The organism is Streptomyces sp. NPDC002838 (assembly GCF_040295365.1).
In the GTDB taxonomy this organism is placed as follows: Bacteria; Actinomycetota; Actinomycetes; order Streptomycetales; family Streptomycetaceae; genus Streptomyces.
This window is the reverse complement of the sequence record NZ_JBEOVF010000022.1, coordinates 44898-68039: the sequence shown is the minus strand read 5'-3', so window position 1 is coordinate 68039 and position 23142 is coordinate 44898. Positions and strand designations below refer to the sequence as shown.

21 protein-coding genes and 1 pseudogene are annotated in these 23142 nt (G+C 70.8%); 11 read left to right on the top strand and 11 right to left on the bottom strand.

The genetic code is table 11. The features are described 5' to 3' along the window. Positions 1-52: 52 nt before the first annotated feature. Positions 53-1082, top strand: a pseudogene (locus ABT063_RS26375) (GlxA family transcriptional regulator). Next, positions 1079-1573 (top strand): LURP-one-related/scramblase family protein, encoded by a 495-nt coding sequence (locus tag ABT063_RS26370; RefSeq protein WP_351061064.1) that lies wholly within the window; start codon positions 1079-1081, stop codon positions 1571-1573. The pseudogene ABT063_RS26375 and the gene ABT063_RS26370 overlap by 4 nt, the downstream one beginning before the upstream one ends. A gap of 3 nt (positions 1574-1576) precedes the next feature. Here the strand turns inward: ABT063_RS26370 and ABT063_RS26365 are convergent, their stop codons facing one another. Then, on the bottom strand, positions 1577-2371 hold the full coding sequence (locus ABT063_RS26365; RefSeq protein WP_351061061.1) for a carbon-nitrogen family hydrolase: 795 nt from the start codon (positions 2369-2371) through the stop codon (positions 1577-1579). A gap of 182 nt (positions 2372-2553) precedes the next feature. Between ABT063_RS26365 and ABT063_RS26360 the strand changes: the two genes are divergently transcribed. Together ABT063_RS26360 and ABT063_RS26355 are read left to right on the top strand one after the other, a co-directional pair. Next, positions 2554-3378, top strand: coding sequence for a maleylpyruvate isomerase family mycothiol-dependent enzyme (locus tag ABT063_RS26360; protein WP_351061058.1), 825 nt, complete (start codon positions 2554-2556; stop codon positions 3376-3378). 67 nt (positions 3379-3445) lie between these two features. Further along, positions 3446-4258 (top strand): SAM-dependent methyltransferase, encoded by an 813-nt coding sequence (locus tag ABT063_RS26355; protein ID WP_351061055.1) that lies wholly within the window; start codon positions 3446-3448, stop codon positions 4256-4258. A 10-nt stretch (positions 4259-4268) separates the two neighbouring features. Here ABT063_RS26355 and ABT063_RS26350 read toward each other — a convergent pair whose 3' ends face one another. Next, positions 4269-5564: an MFS transporter gene (locus ABT063_RS26350; RefSeq protein WP_351061052.1), complete on the bottom strand. Its 1296-nt coding sequence runs from the start codon at positions 5562-5564 to the stop codon at positions 4269-4271. Beyond that, positions 5561-6223, bottom strand: coding sequence for a GntR family transcriptional regulator (locus tag ABT063_RS26345; protein ID WP_351061049.1), 663 nt, complete (start codon positions 6221-6223; stop codon positions 5561-5563). The genes ABT063_RS26350 and ABT063_RS26345 overlap by 4 nt, the downstream gene beginning before the upstream one ends. Before the next feature lie 201 nt (positions 6224-6424). Here ABT063_RS26345 and ABT063_RS26340 point away from each other — a divergent pair, with 201 nt between their 5' ends. Both ABT063_RS26340 and dacB read left to right on the top strand, forming a co-directional pair. After that, on the top strand, positions 6425-7339 hold the full coding sequence (locus ABT063_RS26340; RefSeq protein ID WP_351061046.1) for a D-alanyl-D-alanine carboxypeptidase family protein: 915 nt from the start codon (positions 6425-6427) through the stop codon (positions 7337-7339). 304 nt (positions 7340-7643) lie between these two features. Next, positions 7644-9011, top strand: a complete 1368-nt coding sequence (dacB, locus tag ABT063_RS26335; protein ID WP_351061043.1) for a D-alanyl-D-alanine carboxypeptidase/D-alanyl-D-alanine endopeptidase — start codon at positions 7644-7646, stop codon at positions 9009-9011. A gap of 80 nt (positions 9012-9091) precedes the next feature. Here the strand turns inward: dacB and ABT063_RS26330 are convergent, their stop codons facing one another. After that, positions 9092-9784: a phosphotransferase family protein gene (locus tag ABT063_RS26330; RefSeq protein WP_351061040.1), complete on the bottom strand. Its 693-nt coding sequence runs from the start codon at positions 9782-9784 to the stop codon at positions 9092-9094. Continuing rightward, positions 9772-10140 (bottom strand): MerR family transcriptional regulator, encoded by a 369-nt coding sequence (locus ABT063_RS26325; RefSeq protein ID WP_351061037.1) that lies wholly within the window; start codon positions 10138-10140, stop codon positions 9772-9774. Before ABT063_RS26325 ends, ABT063_RS26330 begins: the two co-directional genes overlap by 13 nt. Positions 10141-10222: 82 nt before the next feature. Between ABT063_RS26325 and ABT063_RS26320 the strand changes: the two genes are divergently transcribed. Together ABT063_RS26320 and ABT063_RS26315 are read left to right on the top strand one after the other, a co-directional pair. Then, on the top strand, positions 10223-11122 hold the full coding sequence (locus ABT063_RS26320) for an NAD(P)-dependent oxidoreductase (protein ID WP_351061034.1): 900 nt from the start codon (positions 10223-10225) through the stop codon (positions 11120-11122). After that, positions 11119-11550: a PPOX class F420-dependent oxidoreductase gene (locus tag ABT063_RS26315; protein ID WP_351061032.1), complete on the top strand. Its 432-nt coding sequence runs from the start codon at positions 11119-11121 to the stop codon at positions 11548-11550. The genes ABT063_RS26320 and ABT063_RS26315 overlap by 4 nt, the downstream gene beginning before the upstream one ends. 73 nt (positions 11551-11623) lie before the next feature. Here ABT063_RS26315 and ABT063_RS26310 read toward each other — a convergent pair whose 3' ends face one another. The 3 genes from ABT063_RS26310 to pdhA are packed head-to-tail and all read right to left on the bottom strand — an operon-like array spanning position 11624 to position 15255. After that, a complete protein-coding gene (locus tag ABT063_RS26310; RefSeq protein ID WP_351061029.1) occupies positions 11624-13039 on the bottom strand; it encodes a dihydrolipoamide acetyltransferase family protein in 1416 nt (471 codons plus the stop codon). Between the two features lie 10 nt (positions 13040-13049). Next, the gene (locus tag ABT063_RS26305) at positions 13050-14042 is read right to left on the bottom strand and encodes an alpha-ketoacid dehydrogenase subunit beta (RefSeq protein WP_351061026.1); all 993 of its coding nucleotides are present in this window, start codon (positions 14040-14042) and stop codon (positions 13050-13052) included. Position 14043: 1 nt separating this feature from the next. After that, positions 14044-15255: a pyruvate dehydrogenase (acetyl-transferring) E1 component subunit alpha gene (pdhA, locus tag ABT063_RS26300; RefSeq protein ID WP_351061023.1), complete on the bottom strand. Its 1212-nt coding sequence runs from the start codon at positions 15253-15255 to the stop codon at positions 14044-14046. 477 nt (positions 15256-15732) lie between these two features. Between pdhA and ABT063_RS26295 the strand changes: the two genes are divergently transcribed. Next, complete coding sequence (locus ABT063_RS26295; protein WP_351061020.1) at positions 15733-16758, top strand: phosphotransferase; 1026 nt, start codon at positions 15733-15735, stop codon at positions 16756-16758. Positions 16759-16876: 118 nt separating this feature from the next. Here the strand turns inward: ABT063_RS26295 and ABT063_RS26290 are convergent, their stop codons facing one another. Beyond that, positions 16877-18457: a protein kinase domain-containing protein gene (locus ABT063_RS26290; RefSeq protein WP_351061017.1), complete on the bottom strand. Its 1581-nt coding sequence runs from the start codon at positions 18455-18457 to the stop codon at positions 16877-16879. Positions 18458-18789: 332 nt separating this feature from the next. Between ABT063_RS26290 and ABT063_RS26285 the strand changes: the two genes are divergently transcribed. Beyond that, entirely contained in the window at positions 18790-20436 is a 1647-nt protein-coding gene (locus ABT063_RS26285; RefSeq protein ID WP_351061014.1) for a protein kinase domain-containing protein, read from the top strand. Between the two features lie 107 nt (positions 20437-20543). Here the strand turns inward: ABT063_RS26285 and ABT063_RS26280 are convergent, their stop codons facing one another. Beyond that, on the bottom strand, positions 20544-21086 hold the full coding sequence (locus ABT063_RS26280) for a bacterial proteasome activator family protein (RefSeq protein WP_351061011.1): 543 nt from the start codon (positions 21084-21086) through the stop codon (positions 20544-20546). A 136-nt stretch (positions 21087-21222) separates the two neighbouring features. Between ABT063_RS26280 and ABT063_RS26275 the strand changes: the two genes are divergently transcribed. Then, positions 21223-21780: a hypothetical protein gene (locus ABT063_RS26275; protein ID WP_351061009.1), complete on the top strand. Its 558-nt coding sequence runs from the start codon at positions 21223-21225 to the stop codon at positions 21778-21780. A gap of 56 nt (positions 21781-21836) precedes the next feature. On the opposite strand, the gene ABT063_RS26270 is transcribed toward ABT063_RS26275, so the two are convergent. Then, the gene (locus tag ABT063_RS26270; RefSeq protein WP_351061006.1) at positions 21837-22817 is read right to left on the bottom strand and encodes an NAD(P)H-quinone oxidoreductase; all 981 of its coding nucleotides are present in this window, start codon (positions 22815-22817) and stop codon (positions 21837-21839) included. Positions 22818-23142: the final 325 nt, after the last annotated feature.

Sequence of the window (23142 nt, the reverse complement as noted above, 5' to 3'; positions counted from 1 at the left end):
GTCCGTCATCGTCGGGGTGGTCCGGTGCGCGCACGAGTGCTAGGAATCGCACATGCCGCAAGGATCCTCGCACCGCCCGCACAAGGTCGCCGTGATCGTGGACGAGGGCACCAACCCCTTCGAGGTGGGGGTCGCCACCGAGCTGTTCGGGCTGCCCCGGCCCGAACTCGGGCCGCCCGGGCCGCTGTACGAGGTCATGCTGTGCACGCCCGCGCCCGAGGTGCGGATGAACCACGGCTTCTTCACCGTGACCGGTGTGCACGGCCTGGACGCCGTGGACACGGCGGACACCCTCGTCGTACCGGGCCGGCCCGACAACGTCGTACCGCGCGGCCCCGCCGTCCTGGACGCCATCCGGCGCACCCACGCGCGCGGGGCGCGCGTCATGAGCTTCTGCACGGGCACCTTCGCGCTCGCCGAGGCCGGTCTGCTCGACGGCCGCCGGGCCACCACCCTCCCCCACTGCCTTAAGGGCGTGGGGGGACCCCCAGGATGTGGGCCGAGGCCTTCCAGGAGCTGCACCCGAAAGTGCGGCTGGAGCCGGACGTGCTCTTCATCGACGAGGGCGACGTCCTGACCGCCGCGGGCAGCGCGGCCGCGCTCGACCTCGGGCTGTACGTCATACGGCGCGACCACGGCGCCGAGATCGCCAACATGGTGTCCCGGCGCCTGGTCTTCGCCGCGCACCGGGACGGCGGACAGCGGCAGTTCGTGGAGCGCCCGGTGCCGGACGTGCCCGACGAGTCGCTGGGGCCTGTGCTGGCGTGGGCGCAGGAGCGCTGGGGGAGCCGTTGACGGTGGCGGATCTGGCGGCGCGTGCGGCGGTCAGCCCCGCGACACTGCACCGCCGCTTCCGCGCCCAGCTCGGCACGACCCCGCTGGCCTGGCTGACGGGGGAGAGGGTGGCGCTGGCCTGCCGGCTGATCGAGCGGGGGGAGGAGCGGCTGGACATGGTGGCCGCCCGGAGCGGGCTGGGGACGGCCGGGAACCTACGCGCGCGCGTGCGGCGCGAAACCGGGCTCAGCCCGTCGGCCTACAGGCGGCGTTTCGGACCGGGTGGCGGGGAAGCCCTCGTGTCATGAGATTCCTCGTACGCGACCGGCTCCTCGGCATCGGTGACGACTACTGGATCGAGGACGACCGCGGCAACAAGGTCTTCCTCGTCGACGGCAAGGCCATGCGGCTGCGGGACACCTTCGAGCTGAAGGACACGCACGGGCGCGTCCTCATCGACATCCACCAGAAGATGTTCGCCCTGCGGGACACGATGCTCATCGAGCGGGCCGGCCGGCCGCTTGCGCGGATCAGGCGGAAACGGCTGTCACTGCTGCGCAACCACTACCGGGTGTCCCTGGCGGACGGCAGCACCGAGCTGGACGTCAGCGGCAAGATCCTCGACCGCGAATTCGCCATCGAGTACGACGGTGAGCTGCTCGCCGTCGTCTCCCGGCGGTGGCTGCTCGCACGAGAGACGTACGGCGTGGACGTCGTACGGGAGGACGCGGATCCGGCGCTGCTGATCGCGGTGACGGTGTGCGTGATCCACCTGGCGGAGAAGGAACGGGAGGACTGAGAACTAACGGCTGGGGGGCTGCAGCCCCAGCACCCGGTCCTTCAGCGCAGGGAACTGCTCCCTCGTCGTCGTGACCTTCCCCGGGTCGAACTCCACCGTGAGGACCTCCTCGTCGGCGCCCGCCTCCGCCAGCACCTCACCCCACGGATCCACCACGATCGAGTGACCGGCCTGCGGAACTCCCGCATGCGTCCCGGCCGTTCCACACGCGAGCACGAACGCCTGGTTCTCCACCGCCCGCGCCTGAGCCAGCAGCGTCCAGTGCGCCCGGCGGCGCTCCGGCCAGCCCGCGGGCACGACCAGGGTCTCGGCGCCGGCGTCGACGAGACCGCGGAAGAGTTCGGGGAAACGGAGGTCGTAGCAGGTGGCCATGCCGAGCGTGGTCCCGGGCAGGCGGACCGTCACCAGGTCCCGCCCCGCGCCCATCAGCACGGCCTCGCCCTTGTCGAAGCCGAAGCGGTGGATCTTGCGGTAGGCGGCGGCCAGGTCGCCGGAGGGTGAGAAGAGCAGGGAGGTGTTGTAGAGGGGTCCGTCAGGGTCCCGCTCGGGAATCGAGCCCGCGTGCAGCCATACGCCCGCGTCGCTCGCCGCCTTCGCCATGACTTCGTACGTCGGCCCTTCGAGCGGCTCGGCCTCGCGCCCGAACTCCTCGAACGCGAACGCCCCCGTGGTCCACAGCTCCGGCAGGACGACGAGATCGGCATCGGCCTGATCCCGTACCAGCGAGGCCACGCGCCGCCGACGCGATTCGACCGATTCACCCTCATTCACGGCGATCTGCATCAAAGAGGCGCGCACACTACCACCGTCCTGGCATTCGAGTCGTCCACACGGGCCTACGATCGTCACACGAAAGCACTGCCGGGGTGCCTCACAGCAGCGTAACTTAGCGTTCCAAGACACCCGCCGACAGCCACCCTCCCGCTGGCAACGCCGCCGCCACAACCGCCCGAGTACCGACCGCCGAGGGGTCCCGTTCCGTGAGTCTGCATCCCACTCTCCAGCCCTACGCCGACGCCTGGACCCACTCCATCGAAGCGATATCCGAGCTGGTGCTGCCGCTTGCGGAGGGCGAGTGGAACCGGCGCACGCCCTGCCCCGGCTGGTCGGTGCGCGACGTCGTCTCCCATGTCATCGGCCTGGACTGCGAGATGCTCGGCGATCCGCGCCCCATCCACTCACTCCCGCGCGACCTGTTCCACGTCACCAACGACCACCAGCGGTACATGGAGATGCAGGTCGACGTCCGCCGCCACCACACGGCGCCGGAGATGACGTCCGAGCTGGAGTACGTGATCATCCGCCGCAACCGCCAGCTGCGCAACGAGTCCCGCGACCCCGGCACGAAGGTGCGCGGACCGCTGAGCACGGAGATAACCCTCGAGGAGTCCATGCGCAGCCACGCGTTCAACGTGTGGGTGCACGAGCAGGATCTCCGCACCGCCCTCGGCCGCCCGGGCAACCTCGACTCGCCCGGCGCGCACATCGCCCGTGACGTGCTGCTCGGCGAACTCCCGCGCATCGTCGCCGAGGACGCGAGCGCACCGCGCAGTTCGGCGATCGTCTTCGACGTGCACGGGCCCATCGAGTTCCTGCGCACGATCCGCGTCGACATCCAGGGCCGCGGCACCCTGGAAACGGTCCCGGCCCTCGGCCCCGCCGCCACACTCACCCTCGACTGGGAGACCTACGTCCGCCTGGCCTGCGGCCGCGCGACGCCGGAGGCCGTGGCGGACCGGGTGAAGGCGGAGGGAGACCTGGAGCTCACGGCGCAGATCCTGCGGAACTTCGCGGTGACGCCGTAGGGCCGGGCCACCGCACAGCCGAATAACGGTTGTCGTTCATCGGTCACGCCGCACTACCGTGCGCCCCATGCCCGACACCGATACAGACACCGACACCGCACCCGAGACCGTCCCGGCGCCGCACCGCCCTGACGGACCGCCCCGCCTCACCCGCCTCACCTTCCACGGCCCGCTGTCCGAGGCCCGCGCGGCCGGGCTGGTCCGGCGACTCGCGGCGACCGCGCCCGCCACCGTGCTCGACCTCGGCTGCGGCTGGGGCGAGTTGATGCTGCGCGTGCTCGATGCCGTCCCGGGCGCCCGCGGTACCGGCGTGGATCTCAACGCCGAGGACCTGAGCCGGGGCCGCCGCAACGCCACGGCGAGGGGGCTCGCCCACCGGGTCGAGTTCGTCGAGGAGTCGGCCGTAGGCACGACCCGCGGCCCCGCCGACCTCGTCCTGTGCCTCGGCGCCAGTCAGGCCCTCAGCGCGGCCGAGCCGCCCCGCCACACCGACGAGGCCCTGAGCGCGCTGCGCCGGCTGGTGACCGACGACGGCCGCGTCCTGCTCGGCGAGGGCTTCTGGCAGCGCGCGCCGAGCCCGGCGGAGCTGTCCGGGATGTGGCCCGAGGCCTCGGCCGACGAGCACTACGATCTCGCGGGCCTCGTGGACACGGCCGTACGCGCCGGTTTCCGGCCGGAGTGGGTCGAGACGGCCGGACTGGACGAGTGGGAGGAGTTCGAGTCGGGGTACCAGGCCGACGCCGAGGTGTGGCTCGCCGGGCACGGCGACCACCCGTCGGCCGCCGAGACCCGCGAGCGGCTCGACCGACACCGCGCCCAGTGGATGAACTACCGCGGGGTGCTGGGGTACGCCCACCTCACCCTCGTACCGGTCCGGTGAAGGGCCCGGCTCACGCCGGCACGTGCACCGTCTCCACCCGGCTGGCCACCAACCGCTCCCGCTCCCTGCGCGCCGCCCGCTTCCGCAGTCGCAGAATCTGGCTGACGCCGAGGGCCTGGAGCACGAACACCGCCGAGAACGCGACCGTGTAGTCGTCCCCGGTGGCGTCCAGCAGCACGCCGATCGCGAACAGCGTCGTCATCGAGGCGACGAAGCCGCCCATGTTGGTGATGCCGGAGGCGGTCCCCTGCCGCTCCGGCGGGTTGGCCGGCCGGGCGAAGTCGAACCCGAGCATCGACGCCGGGCCACAGGCGCCCAGCACCGTGCACAGCACCACCAACAGCCACATCGGCGCCCGCTCACCGGGATACGCCAGCGTCGTCGCCCACAGCAGCGCCGTCGCCGCCACGGTCCCCAGCGCCAGCGGCAGCCGCGCCTCGTGGTGCCGGGCGACGACCTGGCCGTACACCAGTCCGACCATCATGTTCGACAGCACGACGAGAGTGAGCAGTTCGCCGGCCGTGGCCCGCGACAGGCCCTGTGCCTCCACCAGGAACGGCATCCCCCACAGCAGCAGGAACACCATCGCCGGGAACTGGGTCGTGAAGTGCACCCAAAGGCCCAGCCGCGTTCCCGGCTCCCGCCAGGAGGCGGCGATCTGCCGTCGTACGTACGCGGCTCCCTGGTGCGGGAACGGCTCCGGCTCGTGTCCGTCGGGGTGGTCCTTCAGGAACAGCAGCACCAGTGCGAGTACGACGACCCCGGCGAGCGCGCTGCCCGCGAACGCCGCCGTCCAGCCGACGCCGTGCAGCAGCCGCGCCAGGACGAGGGTGGAGACCAGGTTGCCGGCCATGCCGGCCAGCCCCGCGAGCTGCGCGACCAGCGGTCCGCGTCGGGCCGGGAACCAGCGGCTACCGAGCCGCAGCACGCTGATGAAGGTCATCGCGTCACCGCACCCGAGCAGGGCGCGCGAGGCGAGGGCCATGCCGTACGACGGCGAGAAGGCGAAGGCGAGTTGGCCCGCCGTGAACAGCACGACCCCCAGGCCGAGCACCTTCTTGGTGCCGAGCCGGTCGACCAGGAGGCCGACGGGTATCTGCATGCCCGCGTAGACCAGCAGCTGGAGGATCGAGAAGGTCGACAGCGCGGAGGCGCCCACGTGGAAGCGGTCGGCCGCGTCGAGGCCGGCCACGCCCAGGGACGTACGGAAGATGACCGCGACGAAGTAGACGGAGACGCCGATGCCCCAGACGGCCATGGCGCGTCGGCCGCCCGGCGGATCACCGGGCAATGCGGCGTTCCTCATCGGACCTCACCCCTCGCCAGATGGGAGACCCAGCTCACGTGCCGGTGGACGAGGTCGACGGCGGCCTCGGCGTCCCCGGAGCGCAGCGCCTCGAGGATCTCCTCGTGCTCGACGAGGGCCTTGGCGATCCGGCCGGGGTGGGAGTGCAGGACGGCCACGCCCATGCGCAACTGGCGGTCGCGGAGCTGGTCGTAGAGGCGGGAGAGGATCTCGTTCCCCCCGCTGCGGACGATCTCGGCGTGGAAGCAGCGGTCGGTGACGGCGACCGCGGCGAGGTCGCCGGCGGCGGCCTGCGCCTTCTGCTTCGCCAGCAGTTCCTCGAGCCGCTCGATCAGCCCGGCCGGTGCGGGTACGGCCTTCCGGGCCGCGTGCTCCTCGACCAGCAGCCGGGTCTCCACCACGTCAGCGATCTCCTGGGCGGAGACCGGCAGGACGAGGGCTCCCTTTTTCGGGTAAAGCTTGATCAGCCCCTCGACCTCCAGCCGGAGCAGCGCCTCGCGCACCGGTGTGCGCGAGACCCCGACGGCCTCGGCGAGCTCGCCCTCGGTGAGGAGGGCCCCGCCCTCGTAACGGCGGTCCAGGACACCCTGCTTGACGTGGGCGTAGACGCGGTCGGCGGCGGGGGGCCGCTTGACGGGGGCGGGCGGGGCGGAAGGCATGGGCACATCTTAGATACAACACGTACGCATGAGGACGGCCGTCCATCATGCGGACCTCGCACCCGCGTCCCACCCCCCAACGGCCCCACGGCACAACCTTCTGTGCTAGTTACGTGTCACACACGTGCGGCCCCACCTTCTCTGCAACACCTCAACCCGGCCGCGCTTCAGGGGCATTCGAGACAATCGGGGTATCTTCAGTTGATAACCGGCATCAAGGGCGGCATTCAGGGCGTCCGAATCCGCAGAGCCGCGGCCGTCACCGTGACCGCCGGCGCCATGCTCGTGACCGGAGCCCTCACCGCCGCGCCCGCGCAGGCCGTCACCGCGCCCACGATCGTCGCCAAGGGCGGCTACGTGATGAACAACGCGAACGGCAAGACGCTGTACACCAAGGCCGCGGACACCAAGCGTTCCACCGGCTCCACGACGAAGATCATGACCGCGAAGGTGGTGCTCTCCCAGGCGAACCTCAACCTCAACGCCAAGGTGACGATCCAGAAGGCGTACAGCGACTACATCGTCTCCAAGGGCGCCTCGTCGGCCCGTCTGATCGTCGGTGACAAGGTCACGGTGCGTCAGCTGCTGTACGGGCTGATGCTGCCGTCCGGCTGCGACGCCGCGTACGCGCTCGCCGACAAGTTCGGCACGGGCACGACGCGTGCGGCGCGCGTGAAGTCGTTCATCGGCAAGATGAACGCCAGCGCCAGGAGCCTCGGCCTGAAGAACACGCACTTCGACTCGTTCGACGGCATCGGCAACGGCGCGAACTACTCGACGCCGCGCGATCTGACGAAGCTCGCGAGCAGTGCGATGAAGAACTCCTCGTTCCGCACCATCGTGAAGACGAAGAAGTACACCGCGAAGACCATCACGAAGACGGGCAGCACCCGCACGATGGCCACGTGGAACAACACGAACACGCTGCTGAGCAGCTACAGCGGGACCATCGGCGTGAAGACCGGCTCCGGTACGGAGGCCAAGTACTGCCTCGTCTTCGCCGCCACCCGCAACGGAAAGACGGTCATCGGCACGGTCCTCGCCTCCACGAACGCCACCCAGCGGACGACGGACGCGAAGAAGCTCCTCAACTACGGCTTCGCGAAGCTGGGCTGACGGAGACACACGTGCAGAAGGGTCCGTCGCCGTCGGCGACGGACCCTTCATCACATCTCCACACAACCCGCGGGTCGGCCACCGCCCGCCACCCGACCGTGACGCAGGGCATTGATCCGGGGTCCACACAGGCGAAAAAGAGAAGAATCCTCATCCTCCAAAAGGCTGCCAATTCACAACTGCATTCATCCAGGGATTTGTTACCTGTGAGTCGCATGTGGCCGGTGGTACGGTGCGCACGAATTCACCCTTGCAACGCCCTTGCAACACCCTCCCCCCGCACCAGAACAGCCTTGGAACCCCCATGAGTGAAATAAAGACGGAAGTCCCCGAGCGTTCTTTCGTCCCTGGCGGACGGCGCCGCCACCGCAAGCCCAAGGAGTCCGGCACAGGCAGCCGGCGGGCCCTCGTGCTCGCCGTGACCGTGCCCGTCGCCTCGGCGGCTCTCGCCGGTCCCTCGGCCTTCGCCGCCGACAACAACACCGCCGCGACGGCCACGGACCAGCCCGACAGCCTCGACGCGAGCGACCAGCAGATGGCCGCCAACCTCGACACCCGCGTCCTCGACAAGCGGCTGGGCAGTGATGTCAGCGGTGTGGTGATCGACGCGGAGTCGAACCGCACCCTTTGGGGCCACAACGCCTCCACCGCGCTGATGCCGGCCTCCAATCTCAAGCTCGCCACCTCGACCGCCGCCCTGACCGTGCTCGGCGCCGACCACCGGTTCACCACGAAGGTCGTCTACGGCAACGGCACCCTCAAGCTCGTCGGCGGCGGCGACCGTACGCTGACCAGCGACGACCTCGCCGAGATGGCGAAGACGGCGGTCGCCGGACTGAAGTCCGCGGGCCTGACCACCGTGAAGGTCGCCGTGGACGACAGCCTCTTCCCCGAACCGACCCTGGCCAACGGCTGGAACACCGGCTACTACCCCAGCGACGTCGCCCCGGTGCGCGCCCTCGTCGTCGACGGACACGGCGTCATGGACACCTCCGTCGACGCCGGACAGGTCTTCGCCAAGCAGCTCGCCGCGGACGGCATCACCGTCGACGGCGACATCACCCACGCCACGGCGAGCCGCAGCGACGTACCGGTCGCGCAGCACAAGTCGGGGAAGCTGTCGGAGATCGTGCACACGATGCTCAAGACCAGCGACAGCAACATCGCCGAGACGCTGCTGCGGACGACCGCCCTGGGCGCGGACCGCCCCGCCACCTTCGAGGGCGGCACGGAGGTCGTACGTGAAGTGCTGAGCCGGCAGTACGGCGTGTCGCTCGACGGTTTCGAGATGTACGACGGCAGCGGCATGTCCCGGGCCGACCGCATGCCGGCCGCCACACTCGCGCAGATCCTCGACCTGCTGACGGACCCCCGCTACGAGGACACCCTCGGCTCCATGCTCGACGGCCTGCCCGTCTCCGGTGAGGCCGGCGGCACCCTCGGCCCGGAGTGGGGCCGCTTCGACGACGCGAACTCCAAGTGCGCCGTCGGCAAGGTCCACGCGAAGACCGGCACCCTCACCGGCGCGATCGCCCTGAGCGGCCTGACGCAGGGCAAGGACGGCAAGTGGAAGGTGTTCTCCTTCATCGAGAACGGCTCCACGGCGAACACGAATGACATCAGGGACGCCATCGACGGCCTGGCCGCGACCGTGAACGGCTGCTGGGCGTAGGACGGCATGCGGGTTACCCGCGCCCGGCCCCGGACGCCGGTTCCAGGCCGGGCCGGGCCGCGGGCAACCCGTGATCAGGGCTACTCCTGCCAGGCGCCCGTGATCCCGGCGCGCTCCTCCCACTGCCGGACCCCCGGACCGCTCGGGTCCCACCGCTGACAGAACTCCCTGTACCAGGCGCACTTGGCCAGCATGGCGGCCCGACGGGTCGACCAGGTCGGCGCTGTCCCGCCGTACGCGTCGTAGAAGTCACCGAGAGCGTCCACATGCTCCGGGTGGTGCATCCGTATGATCCATTCGCACCAGGCCAGATCCTCCACCGGGTCGCCGAGGTGGGCGAACTCCCAGTCGACCACGGCGGTGACCTGGAAGGACGAGGGGTCGAAGAGGGCGTTGTGCGGCCCGAAGTCACCGTGCACGAGCACGTGGTCGGTACGCCCCGCTCCGCCGCCCGCGTGATCCGCTTCGGCCTCCAGCACGTCCGCCGGCGTCGCGTGGACGCGCCTCAGCACCTCCCCGCAGGACCGCAGCACCTCCTCCGCGTGGCCGGCGTCGAGGAGTTCCTGGCCCGGGACACCGGGGGCGAAGCCGAGCGTGAGGGTGTGGTCGTCGGCCCGGAGTAGCGGAGGCACCGGGACGCGGCCCCGCAGCCGGGGCAGCAGCGCCCGCTCGCACCTGAGCCTCGCGGCGGCGTCAGGGCCGTCGTAGGTCTTCTCCACGACCGCACCGTCGCCGACCGTACGGTTGGTGTAGCCGTGTCTCAGTGCACGCACGACGTGCGCCGCTCGGTGGCTTCGATGTAGGCGTGGAGGGCCTGGCGGGACCGGCTGAGCGTGTCGATGCGGGCGTCGAGTCCGTCCAGGCGGGCCCGCAGGGTGTCCACGAGTTCGACGCAGGGTTCCAGATCGGGGGCCGTGCCGGTGGCGCACGGCAGGAGGTAGCGGATGTCCTGGGTGGAGAGTCCCGCTTCGAGCAGTCTCCTGATCTGGGTGACGGTCACGACGGCGTCGTCGGCGTACTCACGGTAGCCACTGGAATGGCGGCGAGGCGTGAGCAGGCCCTGGGCCTCGTAGTAGCGCAGTTGGTGGGCGTGGACTCCGGTCCGTCGGCTCAGTTCTCCGATCAGCATGGGCGATCCCCCTTGACCTTCATACCGATGTGAAGGTTGACGATTCTGCCATGACCACCAACTCTCCCCGGGGGAAAGCATGATGGAGAACCACGACGTCGGCCACGCTCCCGTGACCGTCCTCGGCCTGGGTCTGATGGGACAGGCGCTGGCCGGGGCGTTCCTGCGGGACGGACACCCGACGACCGTGTGGAACCGTACCAAGGCCAAGGCCGAGCCGCTGGTCGCCCAGGGCGCCCGGCTCGCCGACTCGGCGCGGGACGCCGTCGCGGCGAGTCCGCTCGTGGTCGTCTGCGTCTCGGACTACGCGGCCTTGCACGAACTCCTCGACCCGCTCGGGGACGTCCTCGACGGCCGGGTCCTCGTCAACCTGACCTCGGGCACCACACGGCAGGCCCGCGAGACCGCCGCATGGGCGGCCCAGCGCGGCATCGCCTATCTGGACGGCGCGATCATGGCCGTTCCCCAGGGCATAGGTACGGCGGACGCCGTCGTCCTCCACTGCGGGCCGCGGTCGGCCTTCGACGCGCACGAGTCAACACTGAGGAGCCTCGGCGCCGGAACGAGGTACATCGGCGCCGACCCCAGCCTGTCGTCGCTGTACGAGCTGGCCGTGCTGGGCCTCATGTGGAGCATCGGGAACGGCTTTCTGCAAGCTGCCGCCCTGCTCGGCGCGGCGGGGGTGGACGCCTCGGCCTTCGCCCCGCTCGCGAAGCAGAGCACCGAGACCGTGGCCGGCTGGCTGTCCGGCTACGCCCAGCAGATCGACGACGGCACCCACTCGGTCCTCGACGCCACTCTCGACACCCACCTGGCCTCGATGGAACACCTCGTCCACGAGAGCGAGTCCCTCGGCGTCAGCGCCGAACTTCCGGCCTTCATCAAGGCCCTCACCGAACGGGCCGTGGCCGACGGGCACGGCGGCGCCGGCTATACGGTCATGATCGAGCAGTTCCGCAAACCCTCGGAGGCACTGTCATGACCGCCACACCCTTCGATCCCCGCGCCCTGCTCACGGAGAGCCGGCTCGGGGTCCTCGCGACGATCAAGTCGGACGGCCGCCCCCAGCTCTCCCCTGTCATGCCCTTCTACGACCGGGAGGCCGACGTCCTCTACGTGTCGATGACCGAGGGCCGGGCCAAGACGGCCAATCTGCGCCGGGATCCACGGGCCGCGTTGGAAGTGACCCGCCCCGACGGCTGGGCGTGGGCCACCGCCGAGGGCACGGTGACCCTCACCGGGCCGGGGACCGACCCCCACGGGCCCGAGGTCGAGGCCCTGGTGGACTACTACCGCCTCGCCGCCGGGGAGCACCCGGACTGGGACGAGTACCGGGCGGTGATGGTGTCCGACCGCCGGGTGCTCATGACCATGACGGTCGACCACGTGTACGGCGAGAGGATCCGCTGACCGCGCCGCGAGAGCGCTCGGCCCTCGTCTCGGCCCCCGTCCTCGAAGTCCTCGAACGGGGGCCGAGTCCGGCTCACGCCCAGGTGATCAGCCGCTTCGGCTGCTCCAGGATCGCCGCCACGTCCGCCAGCACCTTGGAGCCCAGTTCCCCGTCCACCAGCCGGTGGTCGAAGGACAACGCCAGCGTCGTCACCTGGCGCGGCTTCACCTTGCCCTTGTGGACCCACGGCTGGAGCTTGATCGCGCCGACCGCGAGGATCGCGGACTCGCCGGGCGGGAGGATCGGTGTGCCGGTGTCGACGCCGAAGACGCCGACGTTGGTGATCGTCACCGTGCCGCCCTGCATGGCGGCGGGGGACGTCTTGCCCTCGCGTGCCGTCGACACCAGCTCGCCCAGTGCCTGAGCCAGTTGCGGGAGCGGCTTGGCCTGGGCGTCCTTGATGTTCGGGACGATCAGACCGCGCGGGGTCGCCGCCGCGATGCCCAGGTTCACGTAGTGCTTGACCACGATCTCCTGGTTCGCCTCGTCCCAGGACGCGTTGATGTCCGGGTTGCGCCTGATCGCGACCAGCAGGGCCTTGGCGACGAGCAGGAGGGGGTTCACGCGCAGGCCCGTGAACTCCTTGTCCTGCTTGAGCTCCTCGACCAGCTTCATCGTGCGGGTGACGTCGACCGTCACGAACTCCGTGACATGCGGCGCCGTGAACGCCGAGCCGACCATCGCCGCGGCCGTCGCCTTGCGGACTCCCCTGACCGGGATGCGGGTCTCCCGGGCCGCGTCGTACGACGCGGCAGGGGCGGGGGCGACAGGAGCCGGAGCCTCTGTGGGAGCCTGCGTCGCCGGCTCGGGTGCCTTCGGCGTCGCCACCGCCGCGTGCACGTCCTCGCGCGTGATGATGCCGTCCGGGCCCGACGGGGTGACCGTCGCCAGGTCCACGCCGAGGTCCTTGGCCAGCTTGCGCACCGGGGGTTTGGCGAGGGGGCGCGACTTCGCGGCCGGGGCGGAACCATGGCCGTTCAGCTCCGTCTGGAGCGCCTTGGACGCCTCCTGGACCGGGATCTCCGGGCCCTTGCGGGGGCGGCGCTTGGTGGAGGAGGTCGCCACGCCGTAGCCGACGAGGACCGGCTGACGGCCGGAGCCCGCCGGTTTCGGCTCCTCCTTGAGGGCCTTCCCTGGGGCCTCCTTCTTCGCGACGGGGCTGTCGGCGGGCGCCTCCGCCGGCGCCCCGCCCGCCACGTCCACCGCGATGATCGGCGTGCCCACGTCCACCGTGGTGCCCTCGGCGAAGTGCAGCTCGCGGACCACACCGTCGTACGGGATGGGGAGTTCGACAGCGGCCTTGGCCGTCTCGACCTCGCACACCACCTGGCCGTCCGTCACCGTGTCGCCGGGCTGGACGTACCACTTGAGGATCTCGGCCTCGGTGAGCCCCTCGCCCACGTCCGGCATCTTGAACTCGCGTACGGACGCTTCCGTCATCGTCGTCACGACCCTCTCCTCAGTACGCCAGGGCACGGTCGACGGCGTCGAGCACCCGGTCCAGGCCCGGCAGGTACTCCTCCTCCAGGCGCGCCGGCGGGTACGGGGCGTGGTAGCCGCCGACCCTGAGCACCGGGGCCTCCAGGTGGTAGAAGCAGCGCTCGGTGATCCGGGCGGCGATCTCCGCGCCCGAGCCGAAGAACACCGGGGCCTCGTGGACCACCACCAGTCGGCGGGTCTTCTCCACCGAGGCCTGGATCGAGTCGAAGTCCAGCGGGGACACCGAGCGCAGGTCCAGGACCTCCAGGGACTTGCCCTCCTCGGCGGCCGCGTCGGCGACCTCCTGGCAGAGCTTCACCATCGGGCCGTAGGCGGCGAGAGTGAGGTCGGCGCCCTCGCGCACCACGCGCGCCTTGTGCAGCGGGCCGGGGATCGCCTCGGTGTTGACCTCGGCCTTGTCCCAGTACCGCCGCTTGGGCTCGAAGAAGATCACCGGGTCGTCGCTCTGGATGGCCTGCTGCATCATCCAGTACGCGTCCGACGCGTTGGAGGGGCTGACGATCTTCAGGCCCGCCACGTGCGCGAACAGTGCCTCGGGGGACTCGGAGTGGTGCTCGACCGCGCCGATGCCGCCGCCGTAGGGGATCCGGACGACGACCGGGAGCTTGACCTTGCCCAGCGAGCGCGCGTGCATCTTCGCCAGCTGCGTGACGATCTGGTCGTACGCCGGGAAGACGAAGCCGTCGAACTGGATCTCCACGACCGGGCGGTAGCCGCGCAGCGCGAGACCGATCGCCGTGCCGACGATGCCCGACTCCGCGAGCGGCGTGTCGATGACCCGGCTGTCGCCGAAGTCCTTCTGCAGACCGTCCGTCACGCGGAAGACGCCGCCGAGTTTGCCCACGTCCTCGCCCATGATGACGACCTTGGGGTCGGTCTCCAGGGCGCGGCGCAGGGACTCGTTGATCGCCTTCGCGAGAGCCATGCTTTTGGATGTGATCGTCTCGGCCATGTCAGTTACCCCCCTCTGCGTCCGCGAACGACGCCTGGTAGGCGGCGAACTGCGCTCGCTCCTCGTCGACCAGCGCGTGCCCGTCCGCATACACGTTCTCGAAGATCGCGAAGTGGTCCGGGTCCGGCATGGCGCGGACCGCTTCGCGCACTCGCCTGCCCAACGCCTCGCTCTCGGCCTCCAGTTCCGCGAAGAATCCCTCGTCCGTGTGGTTTGAGGCCTCGAGGTACCGGCGAAGGCGCAGGATCGGGTCCTTCGCCTCCCAGGCGGCCCGCTCGTCGTCGTGCCGGTAGCGGGTGGGGTCGTCGGAGGTGGTATGGGCGCCCATGCGGTACGTGTACGCCTCGACCAGCGTCGGGCCCTCGCCGCCGCGGGCGCGCTCCAGCGCCCACTTCGTCACCGCCAGGCAGGCCAGCACGTCGTTGCCGTCGACGCGGACGCCCGGGAAGCCGTAGCCCTGCGCGCGCTGGTAGAGCGGGACGCGGGTCTGCTTCTCGGTCGGCTCGGAGATCGCCCACTGGTTGTTCTGGCAGAAGAACACCACGGGGGCGTTGTAGACCGCGGAGAAGGTGAACGATTCGGCGACATCGCCCTGGCTGGAGGCGCCGTCGCCGAAGTAGGCGATGACCGCCGAGTCCGCGCCGTCCTTGGCCACGCCCATCGCGTAGCCCGTGGCGTGCAGCGTCTGGGAGCCGATGACGATCGTGTAGAGGTGGAAGTTGTTGCCGTTCGGGTCCCAGCCGCCGTTGTTCACGCCGCGGAACATGCCGAGCAGGTTGGACGGGTCGACGCCGCGGCACCAGGCGACGCCGTGCTCGCGGTAGGTCGGGAAGACGTAGTCGTCCTCGCGGGTGGCCCGGCCGGAGCCGATCTGGGCGGCCTCCTGGCCGAGCAGCGAGGCCCACAGACCGAGTTCGCCCTGGCGCTGCAGGGAGGTCGCCTCGGCGTCGAAGCGTCGGGTGAGCACCATGTCGCGGTACAGGCCGCGGAGCTCTTCGGGGGTGATGCCGGCGACGTACTTGTCGTACTCGGCGCTCTTGACGCGCTTGCCCTCGGGCGTCAGCAGCTGGATGAGTTCGGGCTCGCCGCTCGGCGATTTCCTGGCGCTCGCCGACGCCTTCTTGGCGGTCGTACGCTTGCCGGCCGTGCTCTTCGAACCGGTCGTACCTGCGCTGCGTCGCGGTGTGCGCGCGGCAGTGCTCTCCACGGTCACGTGTGCTCCTCCGTCGGTCCGGCTACCCGGGTTCGCCGGGTGCCAGTGCGGCTCACCTGTGGCCTCACGGACGCACGGGGTGGGTGCGGCTCGTTCGGGAACAGGCGTGACAGGTGCCCCGGCGAGCGCCCTGCAGAAGGCACGTTACCCAGTGCTCCACATTTCTGTGAAACCCCTCCTGACCTGCGTTTTTGCTTGGATTTCCAAGTAAAACCGCAAAATCGGGAACAGTTCCTGGTCACAGCCTTGCAGGGGGCCGGAACAACGGCACGTTATCCCGGTGACCCAGGTCACGGGAAGAGTTCTCCTGGAGCGGGGTCGGCGGTTCGGCATCTTGCACTCGTCCGGCAGAGTCCTGGCGAGCCACTTCGAGCGCATTCTGTGATCGAAAGCGACTGTCTGTGACAACGCCCAGTTCACGGCCGCTTTCTGTGCCCTAGCATCGGGCGCGTGCCGCGCTCTTGTGTACCACCCCTCGTGCCTCACGCGCCCCCACTGGGCGCTCTCCTTCGCCAGTACGCCGCCGGTTCCGCCCTCGCCTGCGAGCCCGTCGACCAGGGGCTGCTCAACCGCGGCTACCGGCTCTGTACGACCCGCGGCCGCTACTTCCTCAAGCACCACTTCGACCCCGAGACGGCCGACCCGGCCGCGATCGCCCGCCAGCACCGGGCCACCCAGCGCCTGGCCGGCCTCGGCGTCCCGGTGGCGCCCCCGCTGACCGGCCGCGACGGGCGCACGGTCGCCGTCGTCGGCGGCCACGCCTACGCCCTGCACCCCTGGATCGAGGGCCGGCACCGCCACGGCGGCCAGCTCAGCTCCGCCCAGTGCGAACGGCTGGGGGCGCTTCTGGGGGTCGTGCACGCGAGCCTGGAGAGCGTGATGCCGACCCACTCGCGGGCGCGCGCCGAACCGGCGGACGGTGGCCCTCGCGCCGCCGACAGCCCCGACCCCGCCGACACCCGCACCCTCATCGACGACCTGCTCGCCCGCGTACGCCGCCACCGCCCCGCCGACTCCTTCGACGAACTGGCCCATCACCGGCTCCTGGAGCGGCGCGCACTGCTGGAGCGGCACGCCGACCGGCGGCCTCCGCGCGGAGGCTCGGTGGGCTGGGTGCACGGCGACTTCCACCCGTTCAACCTGCTCTACCAGGGGGACGCGCCCGCCGCGATCGTCGACTGGGACCGGCTCGGGGTGCAGCCCCGCGCGGAGGAGGCCGTGCGCGCCGCCGCGATCTTCTTCATCCTGCCCGCAGGCACCCTGGACCTGCCAAAGGCGCGGGCCTACGCGCGCGCGTACCGGCGTACGGCCGGGGCCACGCCCTCCGAGCTGGCGGCGGCCGTGCACCGCGTGTGGTGGGAGCGCCTCAACGACTTCTGGATGCTGCGCTGGCACTACGAGCGCGGCGACACCCGCGCGGACTCCCAGTTCCCGGCGGCCTCGGCACTCCCGGTGTGGTGGACGCGGGAGTACGACGCGGTGTGCGACGCGTTCGCCGACTGAGCGAGCCACAGGGGCCGTAGAAGCCGACTGAGCCGAGCCCAAGGTGCCGTAGAAACAGAGCACGCGCGCGTGGAGCCCGTTTCCGGGCCGCACGCGCGCGCGTGGCGGCTGGTTCGGGTCAGCCGAGGTCGCCCGCGCCCCCGACGTCGCCCCCGCCGGTTTCGTTGCCCGTCGGCCCTGAGGTCGTCGGCTGGCCCGTCGGCTCGCTGGTCGTCGGCTCGTCCGTCGGCTCGCTGGTCGTCGGCTGGTCCGTCGGCTCGTCCGTCGGCCCGCTCGTCGTCGGCTGGTCCGTCGGCTCGTACGAGGGCGTGTACGACGGCGTGAAGTCCGAACCGGAACCGGTGCCGCTGTCGTTCTCCGTGGCCGTGTCCGTGGGCTCCTCGGTCGCCTCGTCGGTCGGCGACTCGCTGGGCGACTCGTTCTTGGTGGTCTGCGAGGTGGTCGGCGACTGGGTGGTGCCGGGGCCGCCGTCGCCGGTGCCGGTGCCCCTCAGCGCCAGCGCCACACCGGCGGCAATCGCGATCACCGCGAACACGGCGAGGATCCACAGCTTGCCGCGGCCCCCGCCCCTGCTGCCGTTCCCCTCGAATCCGCCGTCGTCCCCGCCGCCGTAGCCGGCGGGCAGGATCGGCTGCGGGATCTGCGTGGTGCCGGAGGAGTCGCCGCCGGGGTGCGGCAGCACGGCCGTGCCGGCCATGCCCGCCGCCGGGGTGTGCCGGCCGTCGTGCATGTCGACGGGGCCGGTGTTCCAGGTGCCGGTGTGGCCGCCCTGCTCGTACAGCATCTGCAGGCCGTACTGGACCAGCCCGCGCATCTCCTCGGCCGTCTGGAAGCGGTCGTCCGGCTCCTTGGCCAGCGAGCGCATGACGAGGCCGTCGAGCTCCGGCGGGCAGGCGTCGGACGCCTCGGACGGGGGCGTCGGGATGTCCTGGACGTGCTGGTAGACCACCGACAGCGGGGTCTCGCCGGTGAACGGGGGCCTGAGCGCGAGGAGTTCGTAGAGCAGGCAGCCCGTGGCGTACAGGTCGGAGCGGTGGTCGACGGCCTTGCCGAGGGCCTGCTCGGGGGAGAGGTACTGCGGGGTGCCCATGACCATGCCGGTTTGAGTCATCGTCGTGGACGCCCCGTGCAGGGCGCGGGCGATGCCGAAGTCCATCACCTTCACCGCGCCGTTGTGCGTGATGATGACGTTGGCCGGCTTGATGTCGCGGTGCACGATGCCGTGCTGGTGCGAATAGGCGAGCGCCTCCAGCACACCGGAGACGATGATCAGGGCCTGCTCGGGGCCGGGCGCCTCGGCGTTCAGCAACAGGTCGCGGATGGTGCGGCCCTCGACCAGCTCCATCACGATGTACGGCACCGACTGGCCGCCCACGAAGTCCTCGCCGGAGTCGTACACGGCGACGATCGCATGGTGGTTGAGGCCGGCCACCGACTGGGCCTCGCGTGTGAAGCGGGCCTTGGAGACCGGGTCCTCGGCGAGGTCGGCGCGCAGCAGCTTGACCGCCACGGTGCGTCCGAGCCGCACGTCCTCGGCCGCGAACACCTCGGCCATGCCGCCCCGGCCGAGTCTGTGGGTCAGCCGATATCGGCCGTCCCCGACCAGGCCGCCATTACCCCACATTTCCGGCGCATCTGACATCCCGCCGCCAGTCGCCTCGGGGTCGGACGGGCCCTGAGCGCGCTGCTGCTGTGCCATCAGTCCTCGCCGTCGTTTCTGCCCGCGGTGCGCGCGGTGTTGTTACGGTCTCCGTCGGCCACGCTACAGCCTCCACGCAAGCCGCAGGTCCGGGAAGGCCCCGGGGATCGGCCCGAGACGGACCGGCCATGAAACCTGTAGTACGTGTCGACGTGCAAATTCTGTGTACCAGCCGCACACCCGCGGTAACGCTTCCGCGACGCTTCTTTCGCGTACGGTCACGGAACGGGCACCGCGCTTGACGTGTCAGTGCCCTCCGGCAGACTTGGCCGGGAATAGCACATTGGATCAACGACAGCCGGCGCCTGAAAGGCTATGGGGGACGCAGAGACATGAGCCAGGACGCCGCACACGGCCGGTATGCGGGGCGGGCGCTCGCCGGTGGCCGCTATCAGCTGCGCGACCTGCTGGGCGAGGGCGGCATGGCCTCGGTGCACCTCGCCTACGACGCCGTGCTGGACCGCCAGGTCGCGGTCAAGACACTCCACACCGAACTCGGCCGGGAACAGGCCTTCCGCGAGCGCTTCCGCCGCGAGGCCCAGGCCGTGGCCAAGCTCACGCACACCAACATCGTCTCGGTCTTCGACACCGGCGAGGACGATCTCGACGGCATGACGACGCCGTACATCGTCATGGAGTACATCGAGGGCCGCCCGCTCGGCTCGGTGCTCGACGAAGACGTACGGCAGCTCGGCGCGATGCCCGCCGACAAGGCGCTGAAGATCACCGCCGATGTGCTCGCCGCGCTGGAGATCAGCCACGAGATGGGCCTGGTCCACCGGGACATCAAGCCGGGCAACGTGATGATGACCAAACGCGGGGTCGTCAAGGTGATGGACTTCGGCATCGCGCGTGCCATGCAGTCCGGCGTCACCTCGATGACACAGACCGGCATGGTCGTCGGCACCCCGCAGTACCTGTCGCCGGAGCAGGCGCTGGGGCGCGGGGTGGACGCGCGCTCCGACCTCTACTCGGTCGGCATCATGCTGTTCCAGCTGGTCACCGGGCGGTTGCCGTTCGACGCGGACTCGCCGCTGGCCATAGCGTACGCACACGTCCAGGAGGAGCCGGTGGTTCCTTCTTCGATCAACCGTTCGCTTCCGCCGGCCGTGGACGCACTGGTCGCCCGCGCGCTGAAGAAGAACCCGAACGAGCGTTTCCCGAGCGCCGAGGCGATGCGCGACGAGTGCCTGCGCGTGGCGGCCTCCTTCCAGCCCGCCGCGCCCAGCATCGTCCCGGGCGCGCAGACCCCGAGCGGCGCCGGCGTCGGCTCCGCGGTGTTCCCGCCGGTCGACCAGGCCACCCCGGGGCCCACGGGCAACGTACAGGCGCCGTACCAGCCGGCCCCGCCGCCGAACCCGTACGGCACCCCGGCGCCGTCGGCGCCCTCCCCGGCGTACGGCTATCCGCAGCAGGGCGGCTACCAGACGCCGGGCCCGGCCGGGTACGCGCCGCAGCACACCCCGTCGACCCCGCCGCCGTACAACATCACGCCCCAGACCACCGTCCCGTCCCCCTCCGGCGGCGGCAAGGGCAACAAGCCGGTGGTCATCGGCTCGATCGTGGTGTCGATCGTCGCGATCGGCGGGCTGATCGCGGCCCTGCTCATGAACAGCGGCGGGGACAGTCCCGAGGCGGGCGGGGACAGCAGTGCCGGCGCCTCGGCATCGGCGACCCAGGCGGCCGACTACCGCGGGCCGGACAAGACACGGACGATCGAGAAGACCGAGTGCACCGAGCCGGAGGAGTCGTACAACGACCCCAAGATGGTGCAGATGCCCGACTTCACGTTCAAGAACTGGGACTCGGTCCTGTCCTGCCTCCAGGCCGCCGGATGGGGCTACGACAAGAACCCGGTGAACGAGAACACGTACGGCGACGGCACCGTGATGCGGCAGTCCCCCAAGGCGGGCACGGACTTCGACCCGGACAGCCCGCCGGACATCCAGTTCGACATCTCCACGGGCAACCCGTCCTGACACCGGCGATGTGAGGCGGTGTGAAGGGCCCGGCAGCGTCTGCTGCCGGGCCCGTGTCGTCCGGGGGTCGAGGACTTGAGGGAATCGGGGGACTTACAGGTAGGGCCTTACAGGTAGGGCCCCCCGGAACGGCCGCCCGTACGCGGATCGTCGCCGTCCTCGTGGCCGCCGACGCCCGGCGGGAGGGCGCGGCGCATCTGCTCCAGCTGGGCCCGCGCGGCCATCTGCTGGGCGAACAGGGTCGTCTGGATCCCGTGGAAGAGCCCCTCCAGCCAGCCGACCAGCTGGGCCTGCGCGATCCGCAGTTCCGCGTCGCTCGGGGTCGCCTCGTCGGTGAAGGGCAGAGAGAGCCGCTCCAGCTCCTCGACCAGCTCCGGGGCCAGGCCGTCCTCCAGCTCCTTCACCGAGCTGGCGTGGATGTCCTTGAGCCGGACTCGGCTGGCTTCGTCGAGAGGTGCCGCGCGCACCTCTTCGAGAAGTTGCTTGATCATGCTGCCGATCCGCATCACCTTGGCCGGCTGCTCGACCATCTCCGTCACCGGAACCTCGCGGGAGTCCTCGTCTCCTCCGCCGCCGAGCGCCATCCCGTCCTGGCCCACGACCAGGATCTGGGGGTTCTCCGGCGACCTTTCGCTCCTCGGCATCTCCATGCCGCCATTCTCTCGCACCCCTACACCTCACCATCGTGGTGCCCCCGGTGAAGGCTGATCCACCGTTTACACGGCACATCCACTCTCTGGCGGAACCCGGAATGCTGGGTTAGATCCCGAATGCCAGGATTGTTCCGTGACTCCAAAGCGGCGCACAAGGCGAGCACCGCGCGCGACGGGACTGCTGGTCGTGGTCCTGGCGGCGGGCGTGGTCCTGGGGGCTGGCGTGGTCGTTTCGCCGTTCGGCAGCGGGTGGTCGTACGGGGTTGAGCGGTCGTACGGCACCGGGCGGCCCTACGGCGTCGAGGCCGCGCCCGACAGGACCGCCTCCCCTTCCGCCACCGAGCCCTCGCGGGCCGGGAGCCGGGCGGGTGAGGGGCGGGAGCGTCCGGGGCGGCGGGTACCGCTGGAATCGGCGCCCGAGGACGCCGAGGGCACCGCGGCCCCCGAGGACGAGGGGGGCCAGGAGGCCGACGGCGGCCTCACCGCCGAACCGGAACCGCCGCGTGCGACCGGCGTCGTGCCGTCCGGGCACCCGCCGCGGCCCGCGGACCAGGGACAGGCCGCCGGGCGGGCCGAGCGGTCCGCCGAGCCCGGGCTGGAGATCCTGCCGCTCGGCAGCGGGCTCATCCTCGTCGGGCTCGGCCTGGGGCTCGCCTTCGTCGCGCTCCGGGTGCGGCGGGGACTTTCGTAGGGGGTTCTACGGTCGTGATGGTTCTACGGTCGTGAGGGTTCTAGGTCGTGAGGGTTCTACGAGGTGACGAGCAGCACCTTTCCGATGTGGCCGCTCTCCTCCACGACCTGGTGTGCGGTGGCCGCGTCGCTCATCGGGAGCTCGCGGTCGACGACCGGGCGTACGTGGCCACCGTCGACCAGGGGCCAGACGTGTTCCCGTACGGCCGCGACGATGGCCGCCTTCTCCTCGAGCGGCCGGGCGCGCAGGGTGGTCGCGCTGATGGCGGCGCGCTTGGCGAGGAGGGCGCCGATGTTCAGCTCGCCCTTGACGCCGCCCTGCATGCCGATGATCGCGAGGCGGCCGTTGACGGCGAGGGCACGGACGTTGGAGTCCAGGTATTTCGCGCCCATGATGTCGAGGATGACGTCGGCGCCCGCGCCGCCGGTGGCCTCCTTGACCTCGGCGACGAAGTCCTGCTCCCGGTAGTTGATCAGTACGTCGGCGCCCAGCTCGGCGCAGCGGTCGAGCTTCTCCTTGGTGCCCGCCGTGACGGCGACCTTGGCGCCGACGGCCTTGGCGAGCTGGATCGCCATGGTGCCGATGCCGCTGGAGCCGCCGTGCACGAGCAGCGTCTCGCCGGGGCGGAGGTGGGCGATCATGAAGACGTTCGACCAGACCGTGCAGACCACCTCGGGCAGCGCCGCGGCCTGTACGAGGTCGAGGCCCTTGGGAAGGGGCAGCAGCTGGCCGGCCGGTACGACGACCTTCTCGGCGTAGCCGCCGCCCACGAGCAGCGCGCACACCTCGTCGCCGACGGCCCAGCCGGAGACGCCGGTGCCGAGCGCGGCGATCCGTCCGGAGCACTCCAGGCCGGGGTGGGGGGAGGATCCGGGCGGCGGGTCGTAGAAGCCCTGCCGCTGCAGGAGGTCGGCGCGATTGACGGCACTCGCCACCACCTCGACCAGCACCTCACCCTCACCGGCCACGGGATCCGGGACCTCGTCCCACACCAGCGCCTCGGGCCCACCAGGTTCAGGAATAGTGATCGCATGCATGAGGGGGACGCTACTCCTCGCGTCCCGGAGACTCCCTGTCGGTCCCGGACGGCTCCCCACCAGCCTCCGGACGGCTCATCGCCCGCCGCGGGCGGCCCTCCACCGGCCACCGAACAGCTCATCGCCGGACCCGGACCACGCCCCACACCAACCGCAGGTCGACTCCTCGCCCGGCCCAGGCAGCCCTCCACCAGCCACCGATCAGCCCCGCCGGACCCAGACAACCCCCTCGGCCACCGAACAGCTCATCGCCGGACCCGGACCACGCCCCACACCAACCGCAGGTCGACTCCTCGCCCGGCCCAGGCAGCCCTCCACCAGCCAC